This is a genomic window from Pseudomonas sp. yb_5 (genome assembly GCF_043103865.1).
Taxonomy (GTDB): domain Bacteria; phylum Pseudomonadota; class Gammaproteobacteria; order Pseudomonadales; family Pseudomonadaceae; genus Aquipseudomonas; species Aquipseudomonas putida_Y.
The window spans coordinates 49,432-74,622 of sequence record NZ_JBICKE010000102.1; the positions used below are offsets into that span (position 1 = coordinate 49,432).

20 protein-coding genes and 5 pseudogenes are annotated in these 25,191 nt (G+C 57.1%); 18 read left to right on the top strand and 7 right to left on the bottom strand.

Annotated features, from left to right (window positions below):
• Positions 1–48 precede the first annotated feature (48 nt).
• Positions 49–857: pseudogene (locus ACF8GF_RS18225) on the bottom strand (reverse transcriptase domain-containing protein); the annotation flags it as partial.
• A 53-nt stretch (positions 858–910) separates the two neighbouring features.
• On the opposite strand from ACF8GF_RS18225, the gene ACF8GF_RS18230 reads away from it, so the two are divergent.
• From ACF8GF_RS18230 to ACF8GF_RS18250, 5 genes are all read left to right on the top strand, one after another.
• Entirely contained in the window at positions 911–1,249 is a 339-nt protein-coding gene (locus ACF8GF_RS18230) for a hypothetical protein (protein ID WP_392488335.1), read from the top strand.
• Positions 1,250–1,308: 59 nt separating this feature from the next.
• Positions 1,309–1,656, top strand: coding sequence for a hypothetical protein (locus tag ACF8GF_RS18235; protein ID WP_392488293.1), 348 nt, complete (start codon positions 1,309–1,311; stop codon positions 1,654–1,656).
• 321 nt (positions 1,657–1,977) lie between these two features.
• Positions 1,978–3,117: a tyramine oxidase subunit B gene (locus ACF8GF_RS18240; RefSeq protein ID WP_176684744.1), complete on the top strand. Its 1,140-nt coding sequence runs from the start codon at positions 1,978–1,980 to the stop codon at positions 3,115–3,117.
• Between the two features lie 31 nt (positions 3,118–3,148).
• Positions 3,149–3,571, top strand: a complete 423-nt coding sequence (locus ACF8GF_RS18245) for a RidA family protein (protein WP_176684745.1) — start codon at positions 3,149–3,151, stop codon at positions 3,569–3,571.
• Between the two features lie 34 nt (positions 3,572–3,605).
• Positions 3,606–4,901 (top strand): FAD-binding oxidoreductase, encoded by a 1,296-nt coding sequence (locus ACF8GF_RS18250; protein WP_176684746.1) that lies wholly within the window; start codon positions 3,606–3,608, stop codon positions 4,899–4,901.
• Positions 4,902–4,954: 53 nt separating this feature from the next.
• Here the strand turns inward: ACF8GF_RS18250 and ACF8GF_RS18255 are convergent.
• Positions 4,955–5,074, bottom strand: a pseudogene (locus ACF8GF_RS18255) (IS630 family transposase); the annotation flags it as partial.
• On the opposite strand from ACF8GF_RS18255, the pseudogene ACF8GF_RS18260 reads away from it, so the two are divergent.
• Positions 5,070–5,474, top strand: a pseudogene (locus ACF8GF_RS18260) (site-specific integrase); the annotation flags it as partial. The pseudogenes ACF8GF_RS18255 and ACF8GF_RS18260 sit on opposite strands and share 5 nt — an antisense overlap.
• A 137-nt stretch (positions 5,475–5,611) precedes the next feature.
• On the opposite strand, the pseudogene ACF8GF_RS18265 reads toward ACF8GF_RS18260, so the two are convergent.
• Positions 5,612–6,094: pseudogene (locus ACF8GF_RS18265) on the bottom strand (hypothetical protein).
• An 89-nt stretch (positions 6,095–6,183) separates the two neighbouring features.
• Here ACF8GF_RS18265 and ACF8GF_RS18270 point away from each other — a divergent pair.
• The 3 genes and pseudogenes from ACF8GF_RS18270 (at position 6,184) to ACF8GF_RS18280 (ending at position 8,733) form a co-directional block, all read left to right on the top strand.
• Positions 6,184–6,546 carry an SH3 domain-containing protein gene (locus tag ACF8GF_RS18270; protein WP_209965182.1) on the top strand — a complete coding sequence of 121 codons (363 nt, stop codon included), beginning with the start codon at positions 6,184–6,186 and terminating at the stop codon, positions 6,544–6,546.
• 311 nt (positions 6,547–6,857) lie between these two features.
• Positions 6,858–7,265: pseudogene (locus ACF8GF_RS18275) on the top strand (tyrosine-type recombinase/integrase); the annotation flags it as partial.
• A 505-nt stretch (positions 7,266–7,770) separates the two neighbouring features.
• Positions 7,771–8,733 (top strand): hypothetical protein, encoded by a 963-nt coding sequence (locus ACF8GF_RS18280; RefSeq protein ID WP_124148963.1) that lies wholly within the window; start codon positions 7,771–7,773, stop codon positions 8,731–8,733.
• Between the two features lie 2 nt (positions 8,734–8,735).
• On the opposite strand, the gene ACF8GF_RS18285 is transcribed toward ACF8GF_RS18280, so the two are convergent.
• Positions 8,736–9,158 carry a very short patch repair endonuclease gene (locus ACF8GF_RS18285; RefSeq protein ID WP_124148962.1) on the bottom strand — a complete coding sequence of 141 codons (423 nt, stop codon included), beginning with the start codon at positions 9,156–9,158 and terminating at the stop codon, positions 8,736–8,738.
• A gap of 29 nt (positions 9,159–9,187) precedes the next feature.
• Between ACF8GF_RS18285 and ACF8GF_RS18290 the strand changes: the two genes are divergently transcribed.
• The 8 genes from ACF8GF_RS18290 to radC all read left to right on the top strand — a co-directional run bounded on the left by ACF8GF_RS18290 (position 9,188) and on the right by radC (position 20,027).
• Positions 9,188–10,786, top strand: a complete 1,599-nt coding sequence (locus tag ACF8GF_RS18290; RefSeq protein ID WP_124148961.1) for a DNA cytosine methyltransferase — start codon at positions 9,188–9,190, stop codon at positions 10,784–10,786.
• A gap of 75 nt (positions 10,787–10,861) precedes the next feature.
• On the top strand, positions 10,862–12,304 hold the full coding sequence (locus ACF8GF_RS18295) for an ATP-binding protein (protein WP_392519777.1): 1,443 nt from the start codon (positions 10,862–10,864) through the stop codon (positions 12,302–12,304).
• 13 nt (positions 12,305–12,317) lie between these two features.
• Entirely contained in the window at positions 12,318–15,161 is a 2,844-nt protein-coding gene (locus tag ACF8GF_RS18300) for a Z1 domain-containing protein (RefSeq protein ID WP_392519753.1), read from the top strand.
• The gene (locus tag ACF8GF_RS18305) at positions 15,145–16,161 is read left to right on the top strand and encodes a PD-(D/E)XK motif protein (RefSeq protein WP_392519754.1); all 1,017 of its coding nucleotides are present in this window, start codon (positions 15,145–15,147) and stop codon (positions 16,159–16,161) included. Before ACF8GF_RS18300 ends, ACF8GF_RS18305 begins: the two co-directional genes overlap by 17 nt.
• Positions 16,161–17,969, top strand: coding sequence for an AIPR family protein (locus tag ACF8GF_RS18310; protein WP_124148958.1), 1,809 nt, complete (start codon positions 16,161–16,163; stop codon positions 17,967–17,969). Before ACF8GF_RS18305 ends, ACF8GF_RS18310 begins: the two co-directional genes overlap by 1 nt.
• Positions 17,970–18,416: 447 nt before the next feature.
• Positions 18,417–18,686 (top strand): hypothetical protein, encoded by a 270-nt coding sequence (locus tag ACF8GF_RS18315; protein WP_023106401.1) that lies wholly within the window; start codon positions 18,417–18,419, stop codon positions 18,684–18,686.
• Entirely contained in the window at positions 18,683–19,030 is a 348-nt protein-coding gene (locus ACF8GF_RS18320; RefSeq protein WP_392519755.1) for a LasR-specific antiactivator QslA, read from the top strand. The genes ACF8GF_RS18315 and ACF8GF_RS18320 overlap by 4 nt, the downstream gene beginning before the upstream one ends.
• 490 nt (positions 19,031–19,520) lie before the next feature.
• A complete protein-coding gene (radC, locus tag ACF8GF_RS18325) occupies positions 19,521–20,027 on the top strand; it encodes a DNA repair protein RadC (protein ID WP_392519756.1) in 507 nt (168 codons plus the stop codon).
• A 36-nt stretch (positions 20,028–20,063) separates the two neighbouring features.
• Here radC and ACF8GF_RS18330 read toward each other — a convergent pair whose 3' ends face one another.
• From ACF8GF_RS18330 to ACF8GF_RS18340, 3 genes are all read right to left on the bottom strand, one after another.
• Positions 20,064–20,876 (bottom strand): NYN domain-containing protein, encoded by an 813-nt coding sequence (locus tag ACF8GF_RS18330; protein ID WP_392519757.1) that lies wholly within the window; start codon positions 20,874–20,876, stop codon positions 20,064–20,066.
• A gap of 191 nt (positions 20,877–21,067) precedes the next feature.
• Complete coding sequence (locus ACF8GF_RS18335; RefSeq protein WP_125851392.1) at positions 21,068–21,265, bottom strand: type II toxin-antitoxin system HicA family toxin; 198 nt, start codon at positions 21,263–21,265, stop codon at positions 21,068–21,070.
• Complete coding sequence (locus tag ACF8GF_RS18340) at positions 21,262–22,176, bottom strand: viperin family antiviral radical SAM protein (RefSeq protein ID WP_392519758.1); 915 nt, start codon at positions 22,174–22,176, stop codon at positions 21,262–21,264. The genes ACF8GF_RS18335 and ACF8GF_RS18340 overlap by 4 nt, the downstream gene beginning before the upstream one ends.
• Before the next feature lie 182 nt (positions 22,177–22,358).
• Between ACF8GF_RS18340 and ACF8GF_RS18345 the strand changes: the two genes are divergently transcribed.
• Complete coding sequence (locus ACF8GF_RS18345; RefSeq protein ID WP_392519759.1) at positions 22,359–25,073, top strand: ankyrin repeat domain-containing protein; 2,715 nt, start codon at positions 22,359–22,361, stop codon at positions 25,071–25,073.
• Positions 25,074–25,191 lie beyond the last annotated feature (118 nt).

Genomic DNA, 25,191 nt, shown 5'->3' on the forward strand with positions numbered 1-25,191 from the left:
CATGCGGCTAAGCCGGTTGATCATATCCAGTATCGAGACAAGCCCGAGTCAATCCCAGAGCTTCTTCGGCAGCGCCTGATTCATATGTGGCGCTCCAGAGTTCCACCATGGGCCGCGGCCATTGAAGGCCGACTTACAGGCACGCTCTTGACCCAGCCCAAGACGCATCAGGTGCGCGCCCTCATGGAGGGCCGCTTCCATTGGCGCCAGATAACGCAGCGAAGTTTGCGCCTGACCCAGCCGTCCAAATCCACAAGAGGCCCTTTGCTCTGAATGAGCTTGAAGTAGCCAGCCCAGCCTCGCAGGACGGGGTTGATTCGCTCGATGACAGTCGCCACTTTGCGAGCCCGTACACTACGCAGCAGCATTCTGAGCCGGTCGCGTAAGCGGCCTAGGCTCATCGTTGCCACCCGCAGCCTTGGCTGCTGATGCCAGCTCATTCCGTAACCCAGATAGTCGCACTTCCAAGCCCTTGCCACTCGACTCTTCTTCCGATTCACCGTCAGTTTTAAACGTTGACTCAGGAAGCGCTCGACACTGACCAGCACCCGTTCGCCAGCCCGAGGACTGCGTACATAGATGTTCGCATCATCGGCATAACGTACGAAGCGATGGCCCCGTCGCTCCAGCTCGCGGTCGAGTTCCTCGAGCAGGATGTTCGACAGCAACGGCGAAAGCGGGCCGCCTTGCGGCGTCCCCTCCTGCCGTGGGCTGACGACAGCGCCCGACATGATCCCGGCTTCAAGGTAGCGACGGATAAGCCTGAGTGCGCACTTGTCTTTGACCCGACGTTCGATGCAGGCCATGAGGATGTCGTGATTGACCCGATCGAAAAACTTCTCCAGATCGAGTTCCACGCCTGATGACCATTGAATGTGTAGCTCCGATCCTCGCGCCGGCTTTGGGCGGCATGATCGACGCGTATTTCGGCTGGCGGGCTGTGATGCTCATACTGGCCGGCATGGGACTAATGGTATGGATCAACAGTCTGTTAAACCTGCCGGAGCCCCTGCCACACCACCAGCGTGAAACATTAAGCCTTAGCAGCGCTTGCCGAACCTACCTGACCATCCTCGCTGACCGACTTCTCCTACGCCCAGCCTTGGCGATGGCTGCCGTGTTTTTCTTCCTGCTCGCCTACATAAGCGACGTAACGCTGGTGTACAGAGCACTTTGGCATGACCGCACAAGTCCTCGGCCTGCTTTTCGGTGCCACCGGCGTGTCAGTGATGCTGGACGCTATGTTTGACAGCCGACTGATCGGCCGCCTTGGCTTGAACAAGCTCAGTACGCTAGGGCGTGCGTTGCATGGTTGCTGGCGCCCTGCTGACCTTGGTTGGTGCAATGGTAGGCCTGGGATTGCCCGGTGTAGCCGATGGCATGGCGTTAGCTCTGTTCGGATTAGGCATAGCAGAACCGACGCTGATGTCGCTGGCAATGTCATCGCAGGAAAAATCCCTGGGCTCGACCGCCGCCTTGCTCGGCGCCATCCAGCTATCGGTGTCGTCCAGCGCCTCTCCATTGGCTGCGGTAGTGCTGCATCACGGCCCGGTTGCATGGACCACACTTCTAGCAGTGAGCACACTGCTGGTCTGTGTGTTGACCACCTTGAGCCTACGAGACGTGCCAGCAAGCTATTCATTGGCTGGGCATTGAGGAAGTGCAATGAACAATCACGTCTTGGGCTACTTGATTTGCAGCGGAATTATCTTGCTTGGCGTGGTGTACCACCTAAGCGAATGGATACGTACCGAACGGCCGCGCGCCCCCACCTGACGACCTGAATTGAAGACGAACCGACTGAGCTGGCACAGGGGGTCAATTGCTCTGGCAGACACAAACAAGACGACCTACCAGTCGTTAGCGAAACTGCCCATAACCTTGAGATCACCTGTCCGCCCGGTCCAGCCGGGTAACACAACAATAAAACCCAAATACGGCGGCCCCCCAGGTACCGTCCGTGCAGTGAGACCCGCTATGACCTTCGACACCCGCATCGATTTCATCTACCTCTCCGAACAGGACATGATCCGCGCAGGCGTGACGGACATGCCCGCCTGCGTCGACACCATGGAAGAAATGTTCGGTTTGCTCTACCACGGCGACTACCGCATGGCCGGTCCGAACAGTGACTCGCACGGCGCGATGATCACCTTCCCCGAGCACTCGCCGTTCCCGAGCATGCCCAAGCCCACCGCCGACCGGCGCATGATGGCCATGCCGGCGTACCTGGGTGGCAGCTTCCAGACGGCAGGCGCCAAGTGGTACGGCTCGAATATCGCCAACCGAGAAAAAGGCCTGCCGCGCTCGATCCTGATGCTCACCCTCAACGACGCCGACACCGGCGCGCCGCTGGCGCACATGTCGGCCAACCTGCTGTCGGCCTACCGCACTGGTGCGATCCCCGGAGTCGGCGCCCGCCACCTGGCGCGCAAGGATGCCAAGATCATCGGCCTGGCCGGCCCGGGCGTGATGGGCAAGACCACCGTCGCGGCTTTCATGGCCGTGTGCCCGCAGGTCGACACCATCAAGATCAAGGGCCGCGGCCAGAAGAACCTAGACGCCTTCGTCAACTGGTTGAACGCCACCTTCCCGCAAATCACCAATGTGCAGGTGGTGCAGACCCTGGAAGAGGTGGTCCGTGGGTCCGACCTGGTCAGCTACTGCAGCTCCGGCGAAGTCGGCGACCCGTCGCTGTATCCGCTGGTGAAGCGCGAATGGGTCAAGCCCGGCGCCTTCCTCGCCATGCCCGCCCCGTGCAGCATCGACGCGGGCATGGAACAGGCCGACGTGCGCAAGGTGGTTGACAACACCGGCCTCTACGAAGCCTGGTTCGAAGAGCTGCCCAAGCCGGCCCACAACCACGTGCCGCTGGTGGGCGTGCGCTTCATGGACATGATCGCCGAAGGCACCCTGCAGGCCGAGCAGGTCGAGGACATCGGCAAGATCATCGCCGGTGAAGCACCGGGACGCCTGAACGACGAAGAAATCATCCTAATGTCCGTCGGCGGCATGCCGGTGGAGGACGTCGCCTGGGGCACCGTGGTGTACCGCAACGCTATCGCGCAAGGCATCGGCGTCAAGCTCAACCTCTGGGAACAGCCCGTTCTCAACTGATCTCCACTTACCTACCGCCAAGGCTATTTCCATGACCCAAATCACCAAACTCAAGACCGGCTCCAAGTTCGAAGACATGGCCAGCTACTCCCGCCTGGTGGCGGTAGACAACTGGATCCACGTCTCCAACACCGCCGGGCGCAACCCGCAGACGCAGTTGATCGCCGACGACGTCATCGAACAGACCCACCAGGTGTTCGCCAACATCGAAACCGCCCTCGCCGCTGTCGATGCAAGCCTGGCTGACGTCATCAGCTCCCGGGTGTTCATCCAGCAACCAGAAGACGTGCCGGCCGTGATGGAAGTAATTGGCGCCAAGTTCCGCGGCATCGACCCCGCCACCACCGTCACCTGTCCACCGCTGGGTTCGACTGTTTACAAGGTCGAGTTGGAGGTCACCGCCTACCGCGGCGCCTCACGCGCCGACGTCAGGCTGATCCGCCTCGGCCAATAACCGCCACCCACCCTTCTCTCCGCCGAGTAACGCCATGTCCCCCGCCATCGATCCCGTCTTCACCTGCCCCCGCCACCCGGACGCGACTACCGTCGTGATCATCGGCGGCGGCATCATCGGCCTTACCGCCGCGCTGACCCTCGCCGAGCGCAACATTCCGGTGGTGGTGCTGGAAAAGGGCCGCATCGCCGGCGAACAGTCGTCGCGCAACCTCGGCTGGGTACGCAAGACCAACCGCCACGCCGACGACATCCCCCTGGCGCTTGCGGCCGATCGGCTGTGGGCCGAGATGCCGCAGCGGGTCGGCAGCGACGTGGGTTACCGGCAAGCCGGGATCATGTTCATCGGGCGCAATGACGCGCAGATGGACATGCACGAGCGCTGGCTGAAGAGCGTAGCGCACCTGGGGCTGGATTCGCGCTTGCTCAGCAACGGCGAAATCGCCCGTCTTGTGCCGGGCGGCAGCAGCACCTGGGCCGGCGGACTGTACACCGCCTCCGATGCCCGCGCCGAGCCGACCCTGGCCGCCAGCGCCATTGCCCGCGCGGCAATGGCCAAGGGCGCGCAGATTATCGAGCACTGCGCGGTGCGCACGTTGCAGACTCATGCGGGACGGGTCAGTGGCGTTGTGACCGAACAGGGAGAGATTCGCTGTGACCAGGTGCTGCTGGCGGGCGGGCTGTGGTCGCGCAAGTTTCTTGGCAACTTGAAGATTGACCTGCCGACCTTGCCGCTGACCTGTTCGGTGTTGCGGACCGAGGCCATGGAGGGGCCGACGGATATTGCCGTCGGCGCGCCGGACTTTTCGTTCCGCAAACACAAGGATGGGGGTTTCATCATTACCCAGCGGGGCAAGCTCGATGCCTTCCTGACCTTTGACCATCTGCTGCTGGGTAAACGCTACTTGCCACAGTTGCGGGCACAGCGTGACTTTTTGAAGATCAGCCTGGGCAAGTACTTCTTCAAGGACCTGGCGTTGGCCCGGCGTTGGAAGGCGACAGACGCCAGCCCGTTCGAGCGGGTGCGGGTGCAGGATCCAGCGGCTAACACCGCGCTGAACAATGAGGCGCTGCGCAATCTGAGAAATGCCTGGCCGGTGTTCGAGCAAGCGCGGATTGCTTCGGCCTGGGCGGGGACCATTGATGTGACGCCGGATTCGAACCCAGTGATTGGCGCGGTGCCGAGCTTGCCGGGGTTGACCTTGGCGACCGGGTTTTCCGGACATGGATTTGGCACCTCGCCAGCTGCCGGGCAACTGGCGGCGGACCTGGTGGCGCAGCGGACGCCGTTGATTGACCCACGCCCCTATCGATTCGAACGGTTTAACTAATTTGATGTAAAAGCCGCTCTTGCAGAGTGTGAGGAACCTAGTGTTCTGAGCGCTTAATTCATTAGCTTATTTTTCATCAACCTCAGCTTTGCCATGTGTGCCGAGCTGATCATGGCCTCTGCCGGCTTGTTCCATTTGTACGGCTTGGCCGGATGCTCGTTGTGAGTCGTGACCGCCTTGTGCATGAAGCAGCTTCAACCGCACCTGGGCCACCTGCCGCTGACGCACATCGATGACCAGGCGCTGGAGCCTTTTATCAGGGATCGGCAGACAGAAAAGGTTCTGCCAGATGAGACCATTGCAAATGCCGTAAGCAATCGGACGATCAATATCGCAATTGAGCGCGCTGTTCGGGTGCTGACCCTATGCGCACGGAAGTGGAGAGACGATGACCGCCGGCCATGGCTCGACAGTGTGCTCATGCTGAGGAAGCTCGAAGAGAAGAAGTCGAGCCGCAAGCCCTACCCAATGTCATGGGAAAAGCAGTCGATCCTTTTCAACGAGCTGCCTGGCCACCTGCATACGATGGCACTCTTCAAGGTGAACACGGGCTGCCGGGAGCAAGAGGTGTGTGCATCCCTTGGAAGTAATCGATCTGTTCCTGCGTCTGCGGAAACGGACCTTGTTACCCTGCTTATCCGTGATGAAGTACAGGTTGTTCAGCCGCCAAAACCGATCCCGGAGCAGTTTCAGGTGCTCGGGCTTCATGGTCAGGCATCCTTCGATAGTTCATCCATCAACTGCGATAGCTCGTCGGCGTCTTTCGACTGCTCCTTGTCGTCCAGGCCGAATGCGGTACGCTCAAGCACCTGCAGGTTCTTCATGGCCGAGGACAGCTGGTAAAGGGTTGGTGAGCAAGCCATCCATCAGCAGGTTTCAAGGTTCGCGGCTGTGCGAATGTCGCGGCGGTGACTGCGAACAACCCTCGCGCCCTCTTCTGCCGCCTCCTCGATGATCTCGGCGTCCCGCTCAAGGTTCGCACATTGATCTTCGCGAACCTCGCCGCGAACCAGCTTGTTGCGAACCTCTTTGCGGACCTGCTTGGAAAGGTCCCGCTCCCAGCCTAACGCCTTGGCCTTCTTCCGGATCGCGGTGTCGCTCACCCCGTTGCGGTCAACGATGGTACGGATGGAAAGCGCCCCGGCCCGGTAGGCTCGTTCGATTACCTCCCAGTCGGGTTGCTTCGTTGTCATAAATTGTCTCAAGTAGACCTAAAGGCAGGATTGAAATAGTGGTGTGCTGCCAGTATTGGTTGGAGCCCACACCATCCAAGGAAGCCAAGATGACCAAATTGAGCTATGTGGTAACTCACTCACATATCAGCGAATTTCCAGAGCCCATGACCCTAAAAACCGGAGATCGGATTTTGGTTGGAGAACGATATGAAGGACCCGAAGGCTGGCCCGACTGGTATTTCTGTACTGTTCCTGGCCAACAATCCGGCTTTGTGCCGGGGCAGCTCCTTGACCGCCAGGTGGATGGTTCTGCAAAGATGCTGGAGGACTTCACCAACAGAGAGCTGGATGTTGTCGAGGGGCAAATACTGAAAGGCGAGCGTCAGTTGAACGGCTGGCTTTGGGCGGCAAGGACTTCAGACGGCGCAACTGGATGGGTGCCTTTAGCAAATATACAACCTCAAAATTAGATCGCCTGTCTAGGCAAGTGCTCGCCTTGGACCCAATCCCACACACCAGTGGCCGGGTGCAGCGTGAGCCAGAGTGAATCGAGCAGGTCGTCCGGTGGCATCAGTCTGCTCATACTCACTCCCGCGCCACGAAACGGCGCACGTCTATTCTGTGGCGCGGATCAGCTGAAGGCGTGACCGCGACGGGCCCAGGCATATGCGACCAACCCAGCGCTGAGCATCACGCCGAATGGGTTTACCCAATGGCCTTGCAGGGTGGTGACGAACGCGCCGAACCCGCTGATGGCCACCAGGTAGAAGGCGACACTCAGGTGGTGCTGAACAACGTGGCCAAGTCGATCATTGAAAGGCAGCGCGGGATCAGCAAGGAATGGGTATTCCCATACAACGGCACCGCGATGCACCGGATGAACGACTCGGCATGGAAGAAGGCACGGGTGAGAGCGGCGAAACTCTGGCAGGAGGAAAACCTTCGCCCCGCTCACCCTGGATATGCCTCGATCAGGATTCACGACTTAAAGCACACCTTCGGTCGACGACTGCGGGCAGCAGGCGTTACTGAAGAGGATCGGAAGTCACTGCTCGGGCACAAGAACGGCAGCATCACCAGCCACTACTCCGGCGCTGAGCTGGACAAGCTGATTGAGGCTGCGAACATGGTATCAACAACTGACTCCCGCGGGCCGGTGTTGACGATCTTGAAGAGGAAAATCGGATGAAGTCCCGAAAAACTCCCCACATGCAAAAACGACAAAGCCACCCGAAGGTGGCTAAGTCGTTGAAATATATGGTCGGGACGGAGTGATTCGAACACTCGACCCCTTGCACCCCATGCCGGAGGTCGAGCTTATAAAGCATTGATTTTATTAGAATATTTTATGAGCGCTCGCTGCAGCCACTGCTCTATCCTATCCAACGGTTTTCAACGATTCCCCGCAAAAGTCCCTAGCTTAATCAGCGTAATAGACAATGAGAGTTACCGTGAAAAGTTGGCCCAATCCAATCAAAAGACAAATTCAACCGCCACACTTGAACGCTCTTACGTAGAACGTGAAAACCATTGGGTTCTACCCCGATAGCCCTAGCCTGATTTGTAGGCCCGCGAAGGCTCGGGCCGCCTCGTGATCGACTTCACACTTGGATGCCAACCATCTTGAGGGCATCATATGGCATAGGGCCTCTACGGCGGCCCAAGGTATGGAGCTGAGCAGCACGGATCAGGCAATGGAAGAAATCATTCGAGTAATGTCCGACGGTCGAGAGATTGACCGGATCGTGCGCTCAGCCCAGCTCAACGAAGGCATGCCTACGGTCAAGTATCGCGAGCAGTATTGGCCTGTTGTCGATGGCTGCATCCAGCTAGATGGGCCTGCCAACCAGGAATGTAGCTCCGCAGAGTGGGCCGCTCTCATCCAGAATCTTTTACCGCCGGTGCTTCCTGATCAAACAGATTCCTGCGAGAAGCTGCTGCGGGACTGCTTCAGGGGAAGCCTACCGCTTGGTGTAACCAAGGCTGTAGCCTCTCTGGTGGCGCTGAGATTCGAACAGCAAGCCCGCGAGCTGCTGGTGGACTTTCTCAGAGAGCATCGCAACGCTCACCGGCTGTTTCGACTTTTGCAAATGCAGGCGCTGTTCCGGGAGCGAGCGGGAAGGACTCAAGATAGCGCTGTTATCACCCCTTCCTCTGTAGCCGAGCTGCCCCTGGAATCAGCACACCTATCCGGAGTAGATATGGATTGGGAGTGGTCCGCGTGTTTAGATGATTCAGAAAAGCCGGATGTGGACGACAGCTCACTCAGGGCTACCGCTAGCAACCTGCAGGAAAGCATCGGTTCATACCGCGCAAGAGAGTCAGGCGCGCCCATCCCGGGGTTTGAAGATCTGACTGAACAAGAGACCTTCATAAACACCCCACTCCTTAACGAGAGCGCACTGCTCGAGAGAACCTTGCAGCTAGGCAACACTGCCCTCGATCTTCTGAGATATTTTTCTGACAATCCGGGTGACAGGGCCGTACATGCGGAAACGGTGCTTGGATACCCAATGCCGGAAATTCGTCGCCTTCTGCTGGGCTCCCTCGGCCACTACCTTAAGAAGACGGACTCTGGTGGATGGGAATGCCACTCATGGGTCGAGCAAGTACTGTCTGCTCTCAATGAGAATCACAAGGAGGGGTGGCCTAGGTGACTTCAGGAACGCGAGGCAATCTTTTGCAGCTCCCCAAGCAGCTCATGCAGAACAGTCGATGATCCGCGAAGCTGGCATTCCCATACGACAATCGTCCTCCAACCAGATTCATTCAGAGACTTAATCGCTTGTTCGTCCCTTGCCACATTCCCCAAGAGTTTGGCTTCCCAGAACTCTGTACGAGTCTTGGGAAGCACAGCGAATCGGCAGCCAGAATGGCGATGCCAGAAGCATCCATGTACGAAGATACAGACTCTCAACCGAGACAGTACAATGTCTGGTTTTCCCGGCAGATCCTTGCGATGCAGCCGGTAACGATAGCCGTGGGCATACAAAAACCTGCGCACAAGCATTTCGGGTTTCGTGTCCTTGCCCCGGATTCCAGACATCATTCTGGATCTCAGGGCTGGCTCAACGATGTCCATTACGAACCAATTCTAGACAGCGTGGTTTCATGAGTCGTACCCACCCCATTCAGGTCGTTGATCTCTTTGCAGGCCCTGGTGGCCTGGGAGAAGGGTTTTCATCCTATGCAGACAACCAAGGCGAGGCGTTTGAAATCAAAGTCTCAGCCGAAATGGAAAAGTCTGCGCACTCCACTCTTCAACTGAGGGCCTTTTACAGGCTTCTCAAGCGCAACCAGCCTGAAGATCTAGAGGAATATTACAGTTTCTGCGAAACCGCTGATGCAGCCCCGCCATATACCAGGAGAACTCGGGATGCTTGGAGGCACGCCGAACTAGAGGCGCAGCAGCTCGAACTGGGTACCGCAGAGGGCAACGAACGCCTCGACCGCATTCTCAAGTCACGCTTGGACGAGACCAAACCATGGGTTCTGATAGGTGGTCCACCCTGCCAGGCATACTCAATCGTTGGCCGAGCCAGAAATCGCGGCAAGCATAACTACAGGGCAGAGGACGATCATCGCCATTTCCTGTACCGAGAGTACCTGCGCATCATCCAGAAGAAGCGCCCCGCCGTTTTCGTGATGGAAAACGTCAAAGGCATCCTCTCCTCGCGTGTCGCTGGCGAACAGATGTTCCCGAAGATTTTGCAGGATCTTGCAGATCCGGATGCGGCATTCGGGGAAAGCGGCAACGGCCCCAAGTACAGAATCTGCTCGCTCGTGGCAGACGACATTTTCGAGGATGGTGCGTCTCCGGATAGCATCGATCCGTCAAACTACATCATTCGGGCAGAGAACTACGGGATCCCGCAGGCAAGACACCGGGTTATTCTCCTCGGGGTTTCGGAGGAATATTTCGGCGCTTTGGGCGACCACAAACTTGTCCCCTCGGCAGGGCCCTCAATCGACCAAGTAATTGGCCGCCTCCCGCCTCTGCGAAGCACGGTCACACGAATGAAGGACTCTCCAGAGGCATGGGCAGAGGTAATTCGCCGGAACCTGGAAATGCTGAGCCACGAGTGCAGTAAGCTGACTGATGTCCCCCGCAGACTCACACTCGCAAAGCGCCTAGAAATACTTGCGAGCACCTTCTCGGGCGAGGGAATGAGCAATGGTGCACTCCGCGTTCACCGCAGGAGCGAATGGGATGGGCAGACAGGCACACATCTGGATGGCTGGCTCCTTGATGATCGCCTCAGATACTGGCTAAACCACGAGGCTCGCGGACACATGGAGTCCGACCTGCGCAGATACGTCTACGCGGCTGAGTATGCCGAGCTTTATGAAGACTCTCCCAAAGGCCACCACGACTTCAATCTCCCGGGGCTGGAGCCGGATCACAAGAACTGGAAAACCGGCAAGTTCAGCGATCGTTTCCGTGTTCAGCGCAGGGGGATTCCGTCCACGACGATCACCAGCCACATTGCAAAGGACGGTCACTATTTCATTCACTACGACCCAAGGCAGTGCCGCAGCCTGACCGTTCGTGAAGCAGCCCGGCTACAGACTTTCCCGGACAACTATTTCTTTCTGGGGAACCGAACCCAACAGTTCCACCAGGTTGGCAACGCGGTTCCCCCACTTCTGGCGAATCAAATCGCCAGCGTGGTCGCCCGTATCATCAACATCGGAAAGGCAGCTCGATAGCAGAGTTGTGCAGACAGGGAGTCCACCATGCAATCCTCCTTCAAAAGCCGCAGTGCTCCTCCCAAGGCCAGCGCCATGGTCGAAGCACTGCGTGGGCTGGGATACAACACCCAGACAGCTCTGGCAGACATCATCGACAACAGCATTGCTGCCGGCGCGAACGAAGTGCGCATCGAATTCATATGGGCTGAGCAGGAAAGCCGTGTGCTTTGCCTGGACAACGGTTCGGGGATGACTGCAGACGGACTGGACCGGGCCATGCGCCTGGGTGACAGGAACCCTCTTGAGGAAAGGTCGGCAAATGATCTGGGCCGCTTCGGCCTAGGACTCAAGACAGCTTCCTTCTCCCAGTGCCGAAGAATGACCGTTGCCACACGTGGTGCTGATGGTCTGCAGACTCTCCGCTGGGATCTCGACTTCCTGGCAGGTAGCACCGACGATGGCTGGCACCTACTGGAGGGGCCCCATCCCGGCTCTGAACAGTTTCTGGAGCGACTCGTCGGCGCAACGGGCACCCTGGTTCTCTGGGAAGAGCTGGATCGTATCGTCCCACCAGGAACTACCGTGCAGGACTTTCTCAATCTGGTCGACAAGGTCGAACAGCACTTGGGAATGGTGTTTCACAGATACCTGGAAGGCACCAGGCCTCGACTGCGAATTCTGTTGAATGGCCAGCCAATCAAACCCTGGGATCCTTTCATGACGGATCACCCCGGAAAGCCATATAACCCTCCAGTATTCAAACACCCAGGTCGCAAGGATATCGAGGCCGAATGCCACGTTCTGCCGCACAAGGACATGCTCTCCCCCACAGACCTCGAGCGCCTGGCCGGCCCGGAAGGCTGGACCGCACAGCAGGGCTTCTACGTCTATCGAAATGAAAGACTGCTGGTGGCAGGCAGCTGGCTAGGACTTGGCACAGGCCGTTCATGGACTAAGGATGAAGCTCATCGCCTTGCCCGGATTCGACTCGACATCCCCAATTCTGCAGACGCCGACTGGAAGATCGACATCAGGAAGTCAACTGCACGGCCGCCTGTGTATCTGCGGGACTGGCTAACGAGGCTTGCCGAAGTGACGCGCGCTCGAGCAAGAAGAGCCTTTGCCCACCGGGGTAAGCCGACCATGCTGGGTAATCGGCAGATTGCCGAAGCTTGGAAGGTCGAAAGACTTTCGGGCGGCATGCGATACCGGATCGACACAGAGCATCCGGCAATTAGAACGGTGCTGGATGATGCAGGCTGCCTTCTTCCCCAGCTCAAGGCAATGCTTCGCGTGATCGAGGAGACGGTTCCGGTTCAGCGAATCTGGATAGATACGGCCGAGAACAAGGACACCCCCTGCACCGGATTCGACAGGACACCGCCGCAAGAGGTCAGCGAGATCATGATGGTGATGTATCGCAGCATGATCGAAAGAAAAGGCTATTCCGCCGCCGCCGCAAAGGAGCAGCTGAAGAACATGGAGCCGTTCCACGCGTACCCAGCCCTCATTAGCGCTTTGCCAGACAGTCTTTAAGGAGTGACGCCTCATGTCTGATGAAAACAAATGGAGTGTGGTCAAGTTCGTTCAGGAAATGCTGACTGATGAAAAAGACAAGTCGGCTATCACCCCTCAGCTCATTTCGCACAAGATCGACATGGTGCTGAAGATAATGCCGGGTAAGGGCGAGGGCCTGGACAGGGAGTCCGTTACTGAGGAGCTGATCAGACGCTTCAGCGTCTGGGTAGGTGATGACTCTTCATTGGTAGACCTGAACGGCCATGAGCCATGGCTCACAAGCGAGCGAAAGAAGGACTGGCGATACTGGCAACGCTACCGCGAGTGGCAGGAGCTGAAACTGCCCCTCAGTGCCATGGAATCTCTGGACAAGACCACAGACAACGTTCTATCGATGCTTGAAGACCCGAAGCGAGATGGAGCCTGGGATCGACGAGGGATGGTGGTTGGCCACGTACAATCAGGCAAGACCGGCAACTACACGGGCCTGATCTGCAAGGCAGCGGATGCCGGCTACAAGATCATCATCGTGCTCGCGGGGCTGCACAACAACCTGCGAGCACAGACCCAGATGCGTCTGGATGAAGGGTTTCTGGGCTACGAAACAAGCGCCATCGAAAGCAATGGAAACAAGCTCATTGGAGTCGGCAAAATCGATCCCTCGCCAGCACTCCGCCCCCAGTATGTGACCAACAGAACGGAAACCGGCGACTTCAACACCAAGTTTGCCAAGAATCTGGGCGTCTCTCCGGAGCAGCGCCCGTGGCTGTTTGTCGTCAAGAAGAACAAGACGGTTCTGACACGGCTGCTCAACTGGATCCAGTCCCATGTAGCCGAAACCAAGGATCCGGAAAGCGGTCGCCCGCTCGTTACACATCTGCCGTTGCTGATAATCGATGACGAGGCCGACCACGCCTCTGTCGACACTGGCGAGAAGGTTGTCGACGAAGACGGCAACCCCGATCTGGATCACGAACCGACGGCCATCAACAGCCTGATCCGCCAGATTCTCCACGCGTTCTCAAGAAAGGCGTATGTCGGTTATACCGCTACCCCTTTCGCCAATATCTATATTCACGAACATGGTGAAACAGCCAATGAGGGGCCGGATCTATTCCCCTCCGCCTTCATCACCAATCTCTCGGCGCCGTCCAGCTATGTGGGGCCCTCGAGGGTATTCGGGCTCGCCGGGGAGAGCGGGCGCACAGGTGCACTGAATCTGGTCCGAATAGTTAAGGATCAATGCTCCCAAGACGGCAAGAGTGGCTGGATGCCGGTTAGCCACAAAAGCAGTCATGTCCCACTTCTCGAAGGCCAGGACACAATGCCTGCCTCGCTGACCGAGGCCATACACGCATTCATTCTTTCATGTGCGATCAGAGGCCTCCGTGGACAGGGCTCCCAGCACAGCTCAATGCTGATCCACGTAACCAGATTCAACCAGGTTCAGCAGCATGTTCACCGCCAGGTTCTGGGCTATGTTCACGGCCTGAAGCAGCGATTCCGGAGACGCACGGACCATCTGAGCGCATTGGCCGAATTGAGGAGCCTCTGGGAAAGAGACTTTGTCAGCACCAGCCTCGAGATCGAAGCCCAGATTGAAGAAGAGTCCCGCCACCCTGTTACCTCTTGGCAGGACATCGAGGCTGTACTGCTGGATGTGCTTGATGAAATCGATGTGCGCATGATCAACGGCAAGGCTACGGATGCTCTTGACTATGCCGACAGTGCAACCGGGCTGAAAGTCATCGCCATCGGCGGCGACAAGCTTGCCCGGGGGCTAACCCTCGAAGGACTTTGCACCAGCTACTTCCTGCGCGCATCCAAGATGTACGACACCCTGATGCAGATGGGGCGCTGGTTTGGCTACCGGCCCGGCTACCTCGATTTGTGCCGCCTGTACACGACCAATGACTTGGTCGAGTGGTTCGAACATATTGCCGACGCCGCTGAGGAGTTGCGGGCCGAGTTCGACTTCATGATGGAAAGCAGGCTGACGCCCAGAGAATATGGCCTCAAGGTGCGCTCTCACCCGGTTCTTATGGTCACATCGCCGCTGAAGATGCGCACGGCCAAAACCCTGTATCTCTCTTTTAGTGGCGATGTAGTCGAGACTGTAAGCTTTTACACCGACAAGGATATTCTGGAAAAGAACCTGTCAGCCCTCATGGCCCTTGCCGATGAGCTTGGAAGTCCCTCCTCAATCCCCCCGCAGCAGCGCAATGGCAAGAAGGATAGCTGGAGCGGGATTCAGTGGCCCGACGCAACAGCACAATCGGTTACGCGCTTCCTGCGTGGTTATCAGACCCATCCCGACTCCAGAAAGGTAAAGAGTGATCTTCTGGCAGACTTCATTGAAGAAATGAGTTTTTCCGGGGAACTTACATCTTGGACGGTGGCTGTTATTGGCGGTGGGACAGAGAAGACACTAGATATCGTCGGCATCCCAGTCAGAATGATGCAGCGACAGAACAAGGCAACCGAAGGAGAAGGCAAATACTCCATCGGCAGACTGCTATCCCCCCAAGACGAGGCCATGGATCTTGATGAGGCCGGATGGAACTCAGCACTTGAGTTAACCAAACGGGCCTGGGTGAAGGATCCGGGACGATCCAGACGCAAAGAGCCCCCCGAGACCCCCAATGGCCCTGCAATCAGGCATATAAAAGGCCTAGGCGCAGATGGGATAGAACCTCGACCGGATAAAGGGCTCCTGATCATTTCACTACTGGATCCGGAGGCCTCAAAAGTCACCGGTGTAACTTCACCTGTCGTGGCATTTGCCATCAGCTTCCCTTTCAGCAATGCCGGCAAATCCGTGCCATATCTAGTCACCAATGTGCATTGGGAGCAGCAGTATGGCTCAAGTGAGTGACCTCGAAATTCTGGGAGTCTGGAAAGCACTGCCCGGCAACGCCGCCACTCCCGGCTGGCGCTCAATAGATCTGGTGCAGCAGACGGGCTCCTGCCGAATCAAGGCCGCCCGACACTCACCAGGTAACGAGGAAGCGGTTCTGGTCGGATTCGCGACTACAAAGATCGCACCGGCGACTCAGCTTCCCCAAGGGCAGGGCTTCCGTATGGAGCGAGCCACGCTTGGCGAAACCGGTGGCAACCACAATTGGCTCGCCATTGTTCGCCAGCCCGCTGGCAGTCTTGAACTGTTTGCCAAGGTAGCCTCCGATATCGTGCACCTGCTCCAGTCATTCAGCGATTCTCACGAAGAAACGCTTTATCAGCGCTTCCTCGGGCGGGTACGGGGCTGGCAGGAGTTCATGCGTCAGGGACGAGAAGGCCTGGGCCCAGAGAGGGAGCTGGGGCTGGTCGGGGAGCTGCGATTTCTGAATCTTCTGCTGGATGCGGGGATCCTTCAGTTCACGGCAGTGGACGCATGGAAAGGTCCGCATGACGGATTGCACGACTTCCAGATCGGCCTTGGCAGCGTGGAAATCAAGTCGACAATGATCCCGGACGGCTTCCCTGTTCGAATTGGCTCACTTGAGCAGCTGGATGACACAAACTGCCCACCTCTCTTTCTGGCTGGGCTTCGATTCGGCGCTCAGGAGGCGGGTAAAACGCTCACTGAGCTCGTTGATGCAACTCGGCAGCGCCTTGATGCTGACCCCGCCGCGATGCGTCTTTTCGAGCTGGCTCTCCATAAGGCCGGATATCTGGACATGCACGCGGCGGTCTATACACGTCGATTCCTGCTGACGGACACAAGGTTGCATCTGGTGGACGGGGAGTTTCCCAGGCTAACCCCCTTCAACGTTTCGTCGGCAATTCGCCATGCCGCATATGAGCTGGATCTTTCTCTCGTTACGGCAAACAACCACACACTGGATGATGTACTCGAACAATTAGGAGTCGCTTGATGGAGCTCGTCGACTTTCTGCGTGAGACGCAGGCCGCGATCCGCGATGAAGTTGAAAAAGATATAGGCCCAGGGGAAGCCCCCATTCCTCCTGAGGCTGTATTCACCGAGCATGTGATGACGCACATGGCTGACGAGGGAATCACCTTTGAACCAACTGTCTGCCATTACGAAGCGAAGGTAGGTACGTACAAGGTAAAAATCAGCGGCTACTCCGTATCCGACACTACTGATGATTCTGGCAACCCAGACCGTCTCGATCTTTTTGTCAGTCTGTACAAGGGAGTAGATGAGCTAGAGCCGCTTCCAGATTCCGAAGCAGGAAAGGCTGCCAAAGAAGGGCTGCAGTTTCTGAAGTTCTGCGCAACAGGCCAGCTATCCGGCAAGCTCGATGAAACCAACGATGCCTATGCCCTTGTTACCGAAGTCGAGCGCATCTTCAAGACGCTGGATAGCATCCGTATTTTCGTCATCACGGATGCCGTAGCCAAAACGAGAAACTATGCACCGCAGGAGGTCGAGGGCAAGCAGGTCCGCCTAGAGATCATGGACATTCAACGCCTCTTCAACCACTGGCAGCAGGGGCGTCCGCGGGATGAACTGGTAGTAAACTTCAGGGACATCTGCGGGACTGCCCTTCCTAGTGTGTGGGTTCCTGGATCCGGTGACGATGAGTATGACTACGCCCTGACAGCCGTGCCCGGCGAGGCCCTGCGGTTCCTTTACGAAAAGTATGGCCCGCGGATCCTCGAAGCAAACGTGCGCTCCTTTCTGGGAGTTAGCAGCAAGGGAGTCAATAAGGGAATCCGTGACAGCCTGCGCGACCACCCTGACCGTTTCATGGCCTATAACAACGGCATCGTCGTTGTTGCCGACCAAGCCAAGCTAGACACCGCGGCAGATGGCTCGACAGGCATTCTCTGGCTCCAGGGCATGCAGATAGTCAATGGCGGCCAGACTACTGCATCCATTTACTTCGCCAAGAAAAAGCATCCGGACATCGATCTTAAGAGTGTGCGGGTTCCAGCCAAGATCATCGTGCTACGCTCCGGACAGGCTGACGATGAGGAACTGATTGCCAATATTTCGCGGTATGCGAACAGTCAGAACGTTGTCAAACAGTCCGACCTTTCCGCCAACAAGCCCTTCCATCGCGAGCTGGAAAAACTGTCCATGCGTACTTACTGCCCCGATGGCGTTGGACGCTGGTTCTACGAGCGCTCAGCTGGCAGCTACAAGGTGATGCTGGAGAAGGAAGCAACTACCCCTGCACAGAAGAAAAAACTCCAGGCGACAATTCCCCCTTACCGCAAACTTACCAAGCCCGACCTAGCCAAATTCCTGTTTGCCTGGGATCAGAAGCCCCATATCGTCAGCCTCGGCAGTCAGAAAAACTTCCAGGCATTCATGGATGAGCTGATGGAGAGGGAAAGTGCTGGTGAGAACGTGATACCGGATCAGGAGCAGTATAAACAGATGATCGCGAAGGCGATCCTGTTCAAGTCTGCTCACAAGATCATCCGCCCCATGTTCCCGGCATTCCAAGCCAACATCACGTCCTACACAGTTTCGATTCTAGCGCTCAAGCTGGGAGCGACCCTCAATCTGAACCGCATCTGGCAGGAACAATCAATATCACCGCAACTTCATCGCCAGATCGCGATATGGGCGGAAGAGGTCAATGACGCACTTCATCGAGGAGCCGGCGGGAAAATGATCTCCGAGTGGGCCAAGAAAATCGAATGCTGGTGGAGAGTAAGGGACACCTCCTACTCTTCTGAGCTAGGTGATATCACCGAATTATCCTAACCATTGTTTAGGGTAAGGCTGAAAGTGGCGACCTCAGCCCTACCCGCAACGAGATTGACTGCCCCATCTCTCAATCAACTACGCCACAGTAGGTTGCCATCCTGAAACCCTCGGGCTAGAGTGCGCCCGTCGTGGTAAGTCCCACGACCGAGCGTGACAACTCGTGGATCAAGGGCGCGGCAGCACCAAAGGTGATTAGCAGGCACGCAAGTGCTGGGCTATGCCTTTTCTATGGTGGGCCGTGCGGGGCAGGCTTTTGCCTGGCCGGTTCCCTTGGTTCCCGGTTGTCACCCCCGTGCGGTCCACCACCAATCCGCGTGACAACGGTTGGTAGTGGCTCCTTAATCGAACCAAGGAGCATAAGGAAAATGCGCTACCCCTTTTTTACCCGAGAGCTCCGCCTTGGGCCTCAGGTCTTGCTGTCCACCTCTGATCCGGAGGTGCGCCATGGCTGAGTTCGAATCCTGCGTTGTACCTTTCCCGCTGCAGCGAAGCCCGTTGCATGAATCCGAACGCTCTCCCCTACCCTCTGAAGCTGCAGCTGAACTGCGCGGTGTGATGCTCGGCAATCTGCTCGATCAACTGGCTGAACCTGAAGGTTTGCAGCCTGCGGATCTGCGTGTGCGCATCGCTGCATATTCAGCGCTGGCTCTGCTCGATGAGATGGTCGTGCTCTATCGCCGCGCCCTCTCTGACGTTCGAGGAGGTGCCAGATGAGCAAGGGTGTGATGACCTACCTTCCACCTCACGACGGCCATCCAGGCATGGAGATCACTTGGGCTGCCGATTGCAGAGAGGCGTTCGACCAGGGCGTGAAGCTGGCACAGACCTGGCTCGATAACGCCCGCAGTGGATGGCTCTGGGCAGTGATGATCGCGGAGCGCGATCTGCTGCCCTGCGCTATTGAAAGGCGAGCTTTTGAGGTGGGTTTCCTGAGTCGTATCCACCAGCGTATGTGCTCGCATATTCGCTGCGGTGAGCAGGCCGAGATCTATACCACGGGTGATTGTTTTGGCCACAGAAAGGCCCTGACGCTCGCAGGAGCGAGTTGTCAGGGCTGACCTGAGCCATGGCAAATGCCAATGAAGTGGCCTGTTAAAACAGACCAGGAAGGAAGGTTCTGAGCTAACGGAGTGCAGGGTCAGCGTACTGACTGTTTGCACTTCGTTAGCCCAGAGACCGGAGAATATTTCGGTAGCGGCCATCTGCCAAACGTTTTGATGGGGCACTGGCTTTGAGTGGCTACCAGCCTGGTTCCTCTTCCGTTGCTGGCGCAGGCCATGGCTGCATTTCTGCTGCTCGCCAACAACGCCACCGGGCGTTTTAGACCGTATCGACAGAGCCTGCGCGCTGCGCTTGCTGGTGGCGCCTGGGAGATCGGTGGAATGGCGGTCTTGCTGTTTCCTCTCACCCTATCACGGCGTTCTCGCCGTCAAGGGCTGCACGCGCTTCGCGCATTTGCGGCGGGGCCGGCTATCGCCCCCTGACTGCTGCGCTGCGCCGTGCTGGACCGGTTCCGGGCAATTCCGCCCGAGCAACTGGAGCATGATCATGTCGCAGCTTTCTCTCGCCTTTGACGCTTCCCTGATGATTCGCGACGAGCAAGGTCGTTATCTGCCTGCCACTGCAGAACAGATCCTGGACGCTGCTCGCAAGGTGATCGATCAGAAGGTTCAGCGAGGTGCAGCCTTTACGTCTTCGGAGCTGGTCAAGGAGTACTTGATCGCGAAACTGGGTGGCTTTGAGCACGAGGTTTTTTCAGCGCTGTTTCTGGATGCCAAGCATCGCCTGATCCAGTACGTCGAGATGTTCCGCGGCACCATCGACAGTGCATCTGTTTACCCGCGCGAGGTGGTTAAGGAAGCGCTGCGCCTGAATGCTGCGGCAGTGATCTTCGCGCACAACCATCCAAGCGGAAATCCAGAGCCAAGCCAGGCTGACAAGGTGCTCACACAACGCTTGAAGGAGGCCTTGGCGCTGGTCGATGTCCGCTCGCTGGATCACATCATCGTGGCCGGCCAACGCACCGTATCTTTCGCCGAGCTTGGGTTGCTATGAACCAAGGGGGCTGAGCCCCCTTTTTGCTGCGCCCTTTCAGGCGTGCGCAGCATGTTCAGCCGGTTCCTCTTCCTTGGCTGCCAGCCCCACAGTCCAGTGACCGCCGTTCTCTTGGATCAGGTGCAGCAGGTCGTAGGTTCTGATCATGTCGAGCAAACCAGAGTGGCCATACGCGTTTGGCGAAAATGCCGGATCGGTACGTTTGAGATACTGCCCTAGAGCGCTCAGGGTGACCTTGCCTTCGCTGGTTCCGCCTGCAAGCAGAGACACGGCATCCACCACGAACCTTGGTCGTCGTTTGACGACAGGCTTACTGGGTTCAGGCTTAGTGGTTTCCTGCTTGCAGCTCGACTCAGCCTTGGCCGCAGGCTTCTCGGCATGCTCTGCAACAGACTCTTGGAGGTGTTCCTCTCGGCGCCATTCAAAGAACTGGTCGCTGGCGTTGCGCAGTGCGTCGGGGGTCTTGGGTTCACCGACGATGCAGACCGTAGCGCCACGCTCTCTGAGCTTGCGACACAGGTAGGCGAAATCGGAATCGCTGGTTACCAGGCAGAATGTATCCGCACGGTGATCGAAGAGCGCTTCCATTGCATCTAGAGCCAAGGCGATGTCGGACGTATTCTTACCGGCCGCATACTGGTACTGCAGGCATGGTGTGAAGGCCAGTCGAACGAGCGCCTCCTGCCATTTGTTGGCCAAGGTGCCGTGATTGCCATATCCCCTTCTCAGGACGACACGGCCGAACTGAGCGACCACACGCAAGGCGTGCTCCAGAATATCGGGCGATACGTTGTCGCAATCCACCAAAACAGCTACACGCGTTTCTCCAGCCGGAGTAAAAACTCCCATCCCTGCTCCTTTTGATTGATCCCAGTTGAGCCAATAGCCTCACGACTGCTGCCAGCACGACAATTACAGACCGGTTTATCTGCCTCGGGTCTAGTTCACTTGGCGGACGTGCGCGTCTTCAGTTCCAAAATAGAAATACCGCGATGAACAAGCGATCAGATTGTGAACCAGCAGACCGCTGGCCTCCAGCATCAACCAGTAGCTTTGCGTAAGTCGCGGCGGAAATTTTCCAAACTCCGGAAGTCGCTAGGGGACTTGGCTACGGTCACTGTCGGTCGGCCACCTGGATGAGTAAGCCGTCCATGCTTACCTCCACGATGAAAGCGCCATCCTTGACGAACCAGTTGACGGATGAGCGCATCGATTTCTTTGTTCGAACAGTACTTCATGCGCCCTCTCCTGCCGGCAGAGTGTAGCGTGCGAGGAAGCGCTCAATGTCGAAGGCCATTTGAGAAAAGGCTGCATCCGCACCTACCTCCAGGATCGGCCTACTGTAGTCGTAACCGTTCTCCGCAATCAGCGGGCTGTTCTGGAAGAAGCGCCCATGTGGATCAACCATCAGATAGGATTCGGCCATATCTTGGTTGTCTTCCGGACATAAGATATTCGCGAAGGCGCGATGACGTAGGACAAAGGCGGCGAACTGCTCTTCGCTGATGGACAAATGCTGATTGACCACGGGCAGCATGCGCAGGACTTTCCACTTATGCGGAGCAAAACGGCCTAAAAGACCGCTCATGTCTTCCGCATGGTTGGCCTGGTTGACCACAGTATTGAGTTTGAGCCTAAAACCAGGATTTAACTGACGAGCACTGTCGAGGGCACTGGCCAGATCGCTCAGGTTGAGAAGCTTGCCACGACGGTCGACTCGGCCGATTGTACGGTTGGTCTCAGAGCTACTCGAATCGATGCTGATCCCGAGCCAGATTAACTGAGGTGCCAAACGATCCAGTAGCTCCCGGGTCAGACTTGCTCCATTGCTGATCATGGAGACTTCAAAGCCAAGCGCCCGGGCCTGACTAACAATGGCCGGGAGCTTCCTGGCATGTAGCAAAGGCTCTCCGCCAGCCAGATTGAGACGAACGGAGCTCCAGGACATTCGCCTAGCCAGCGGGTTGGCGTGGTTAGTCGGGTGGAAGAATCGATACAGTTCTCTTAACAGCGCTGTGGTTTGCTCTACATCGTGGATCAACTCTCGTGGGCACGCAGATTCTTTCCAGGCTGCATAGCAGTACTGGCAACGGTAATTGCAAGCCTCGGTGAGATGCCAGTTCAGGACAAGCTGGGTGGGGGATTGCATGAAGCGGACTCCGTCTGTTGGGGTCCGCGCAGGATCTCAGTGCACCTGATTACCCGGTATGCAGAACGGCGTACCCCCTCCTCATGATTCCTGAGCAGGGGGGAGTACGCGATTCTTCAGTGTTAAGGTTGCAGCGCTTTGCAAGGATTAACGCACCTTCAACAACACCAAGGACAGGCGCCATGAGCACCCTACCGCTAGCCGAAGCTATCCTACTGGAAATTCATCAGAGCCTCGGCTGCCCAAGCTATCAGACCACCAAAAAACGCAAGTTTGCGACCGGGCAAGACAGCCTTGCTACCCACAAGGCCATGGGCGAAGAAGTCCTATACGCTATCTTCGATGCTCTCGATATGGATCCTCGGGCTCGCCTCGATGCCCTCGACAACCTTACCGAGTTTGGGAACGCCTACAAACACCTGGAACTCAATACCTGGACCTTTGCCGCCGATGAGCGCCAGATTCTGTGGATGCTGCTCGGTTATTTCTATATTCCTGGACTGGCTCGCCGCGCTGCTTTTTGGAATCTGGGCAAACCATTAGATACGGGCATGCCTGGCGGGCGCTTCTGGTATCTGCCCGAGCCCCGCAATGTGGGAGGAAAACAGAGCCTCTATCTACCCGTAGCTCAGGTAGTAGATTGGCTACTGGACTTACTGGGAATGCCTTTAGAGGAGCTTGCCGATCAGCGCAGTGAGATCACAAGAGGCGGACATGATGGCCTACGGCGATCCCTGTACAACTGGCGAAAGGATACCAACATCCGCCCCGACACCTTCCGCAAGTACTTCTCGGACAAAGCGGTCTTGGACTTCAAGGGAGCGTTCACCCTCGACAACAATCGCTCGCCTGCTGAGCAGTTCGCCGACGCGCTGGCATTTGTAACGCGTAAACAACTGACAGCAGAACAACTCCGCCTGGAAATTCCGATGACCCAGCCGGGCCGCCTTGAGGCCATTCTGGACGGTGTTGCTGATGAGGATGAACAGGCTGCTCTCATCGAATGCCTGGCTGATCGTTATGCTATCCCGTCACTACATACAGTCCGTCAACGCCTGCTCTTTGCCCGCATGGTGCAGGATGGTTATGAGCGTTTGCTCAAATTCCTGTGCCCTGGCGTTGACTCCCAATGCACTGACCCTAAGCAGAACAAACTGCTGCAGCTACTCGCTAGCTACAAGTTTGTCTACAACATGACCATCGGCGCTTGGCGCAACTGCGGCGATAAGGGTGAGGCGGCAGAGAATGCTTGGTTCGAGGACCACCTGCCCGCCACAGATAGACATGGGCTATTCCTTTCCATCCTGCCGTCACGTCGAGAAACTGCCAATATGGAACTGGCGCACCTGCTTACGCGCTACTTCTCCGAAGTGCAGGCAGGCGCAGAGCTTGAGGATCACTTGGGGCTCGATGCGGAATCCGCACGGCCAATCATCATGCGCAACGCCGAACGTACCGCTGCCATTGCAGACGAACTGCATGCAGAGTTGCATTTGGTAGCACGCATGAAGAACTCTTCCTCTTGGCGAGCCTTGCAAAGTGAGCATCGCTACTGGGTAGTCAGCCAAGTGGCCAATCACTCCGAACTCAGTACCCGCGCTAAAACGGCCACCATTCAGCGCCTGCGCGAACTGGCCATCACTCCGGAACAGACTGTCCAGGCAATTCTGTTCGAGCTCAATGCTTACCTGAACGGCGACCATCAACAACGCCCGAAAGACAGCAGCAAGCGGGTCCAAGCACTACTCGAAGAGGCCGAGGCGAGCGATGGTTACGTTCTGTGGAAGGCCGCAATCTTGCAATATAAGGCCAAGCATCTGTTGGCCTGCAATGACTTTGATGGTGCTGGCAAGCTTTTTCGGGAGGCTTTAGACGCTGGACTGGAGCGCAACTGTGGGCCACTGCGTGGTGAAGTGGCACGGGATTGTCTTGCCGTAGCAGTAGCTAATCAAAGGCTCGTACCGGAGAACCACGAAAAATATTATCGAGAGATGTTGGCCGGTGGGATGGTCGAGAGTAGTGAGATTCCCAGCATCGAAGATACGGCACGCTGGGCCGGCGATTACTTCTGGAATACGCTGTACAAACCCTACCCGGGTATTGAGCAGTTGGAGCCGCTGGCTCGTGAAAAAGTGCAAGAGTCTATCCAGCTTCTAATGACCGGTGACCAGACAGCACTGCTTGCCTGGATACAGCGCAATCGCAGCAAACTCAACGCGCCACTTCCGTCGGTGACCGGTGATTCACTGTTGATGCATTGGATAAAGGGGCACAGCAATTTTCTGCGCAGACTTCCCCAACTTCGACATATGACACCAAACGAATTGCAAGGCGAATGGAGCCGTTTTGAGATCATGCTTAAACACTGGCATCAAGCCATTGGTATGTTGGCTCTGAAGGCACCGAAACAGCTGAATATTGCAGATTTCAAGAAGCAAACCCCGCTCATGCTGATGGCGGAAGTTGGGGATACTGAAATGGTCACGTTAATGCTGGAGGCTGGTGCCGACCCTGATATGCAGGACGTGCAGGGCATGACCGCCCTGCACTCTGCGATCAAATCCGGCGTGAACAGTTGCGTCGACGCCCTACTCGATCATCCATGCGCGCTGGATAAGACCACTTTTGACGGCCAGTCTCCGCTTCATACTTCAGCCTGGACCGCAAATCTGTATGCGACCGAACGCCTTTTACAACTAGCCCCTGAGCTTGCGTGGAAGCGAAACCTGCGCGGCATGACTCCGTTGGAGCTGGTTGAGGTCTTGATCGAACATCCAGAGGCGTTGTCCTCTTTGGCTCATAAACTCGCTCAAGCCGGTAACCGTTGTGCCAGCAGACATGATTTGCTGCGCACCGCCCAAGTGTTGGAGCAAGCGATACCGATGACCTCAAGCTAACGGGTATCAGAGATTGGGCGTATTCTGCGCCCAATCAATTTCCCCTTAAAAGGAACGTGAACGGGGAGCCCTCAGAGGGCTGATTCCGCCCCAATCAGAAGATAACCACGTCCCGCAG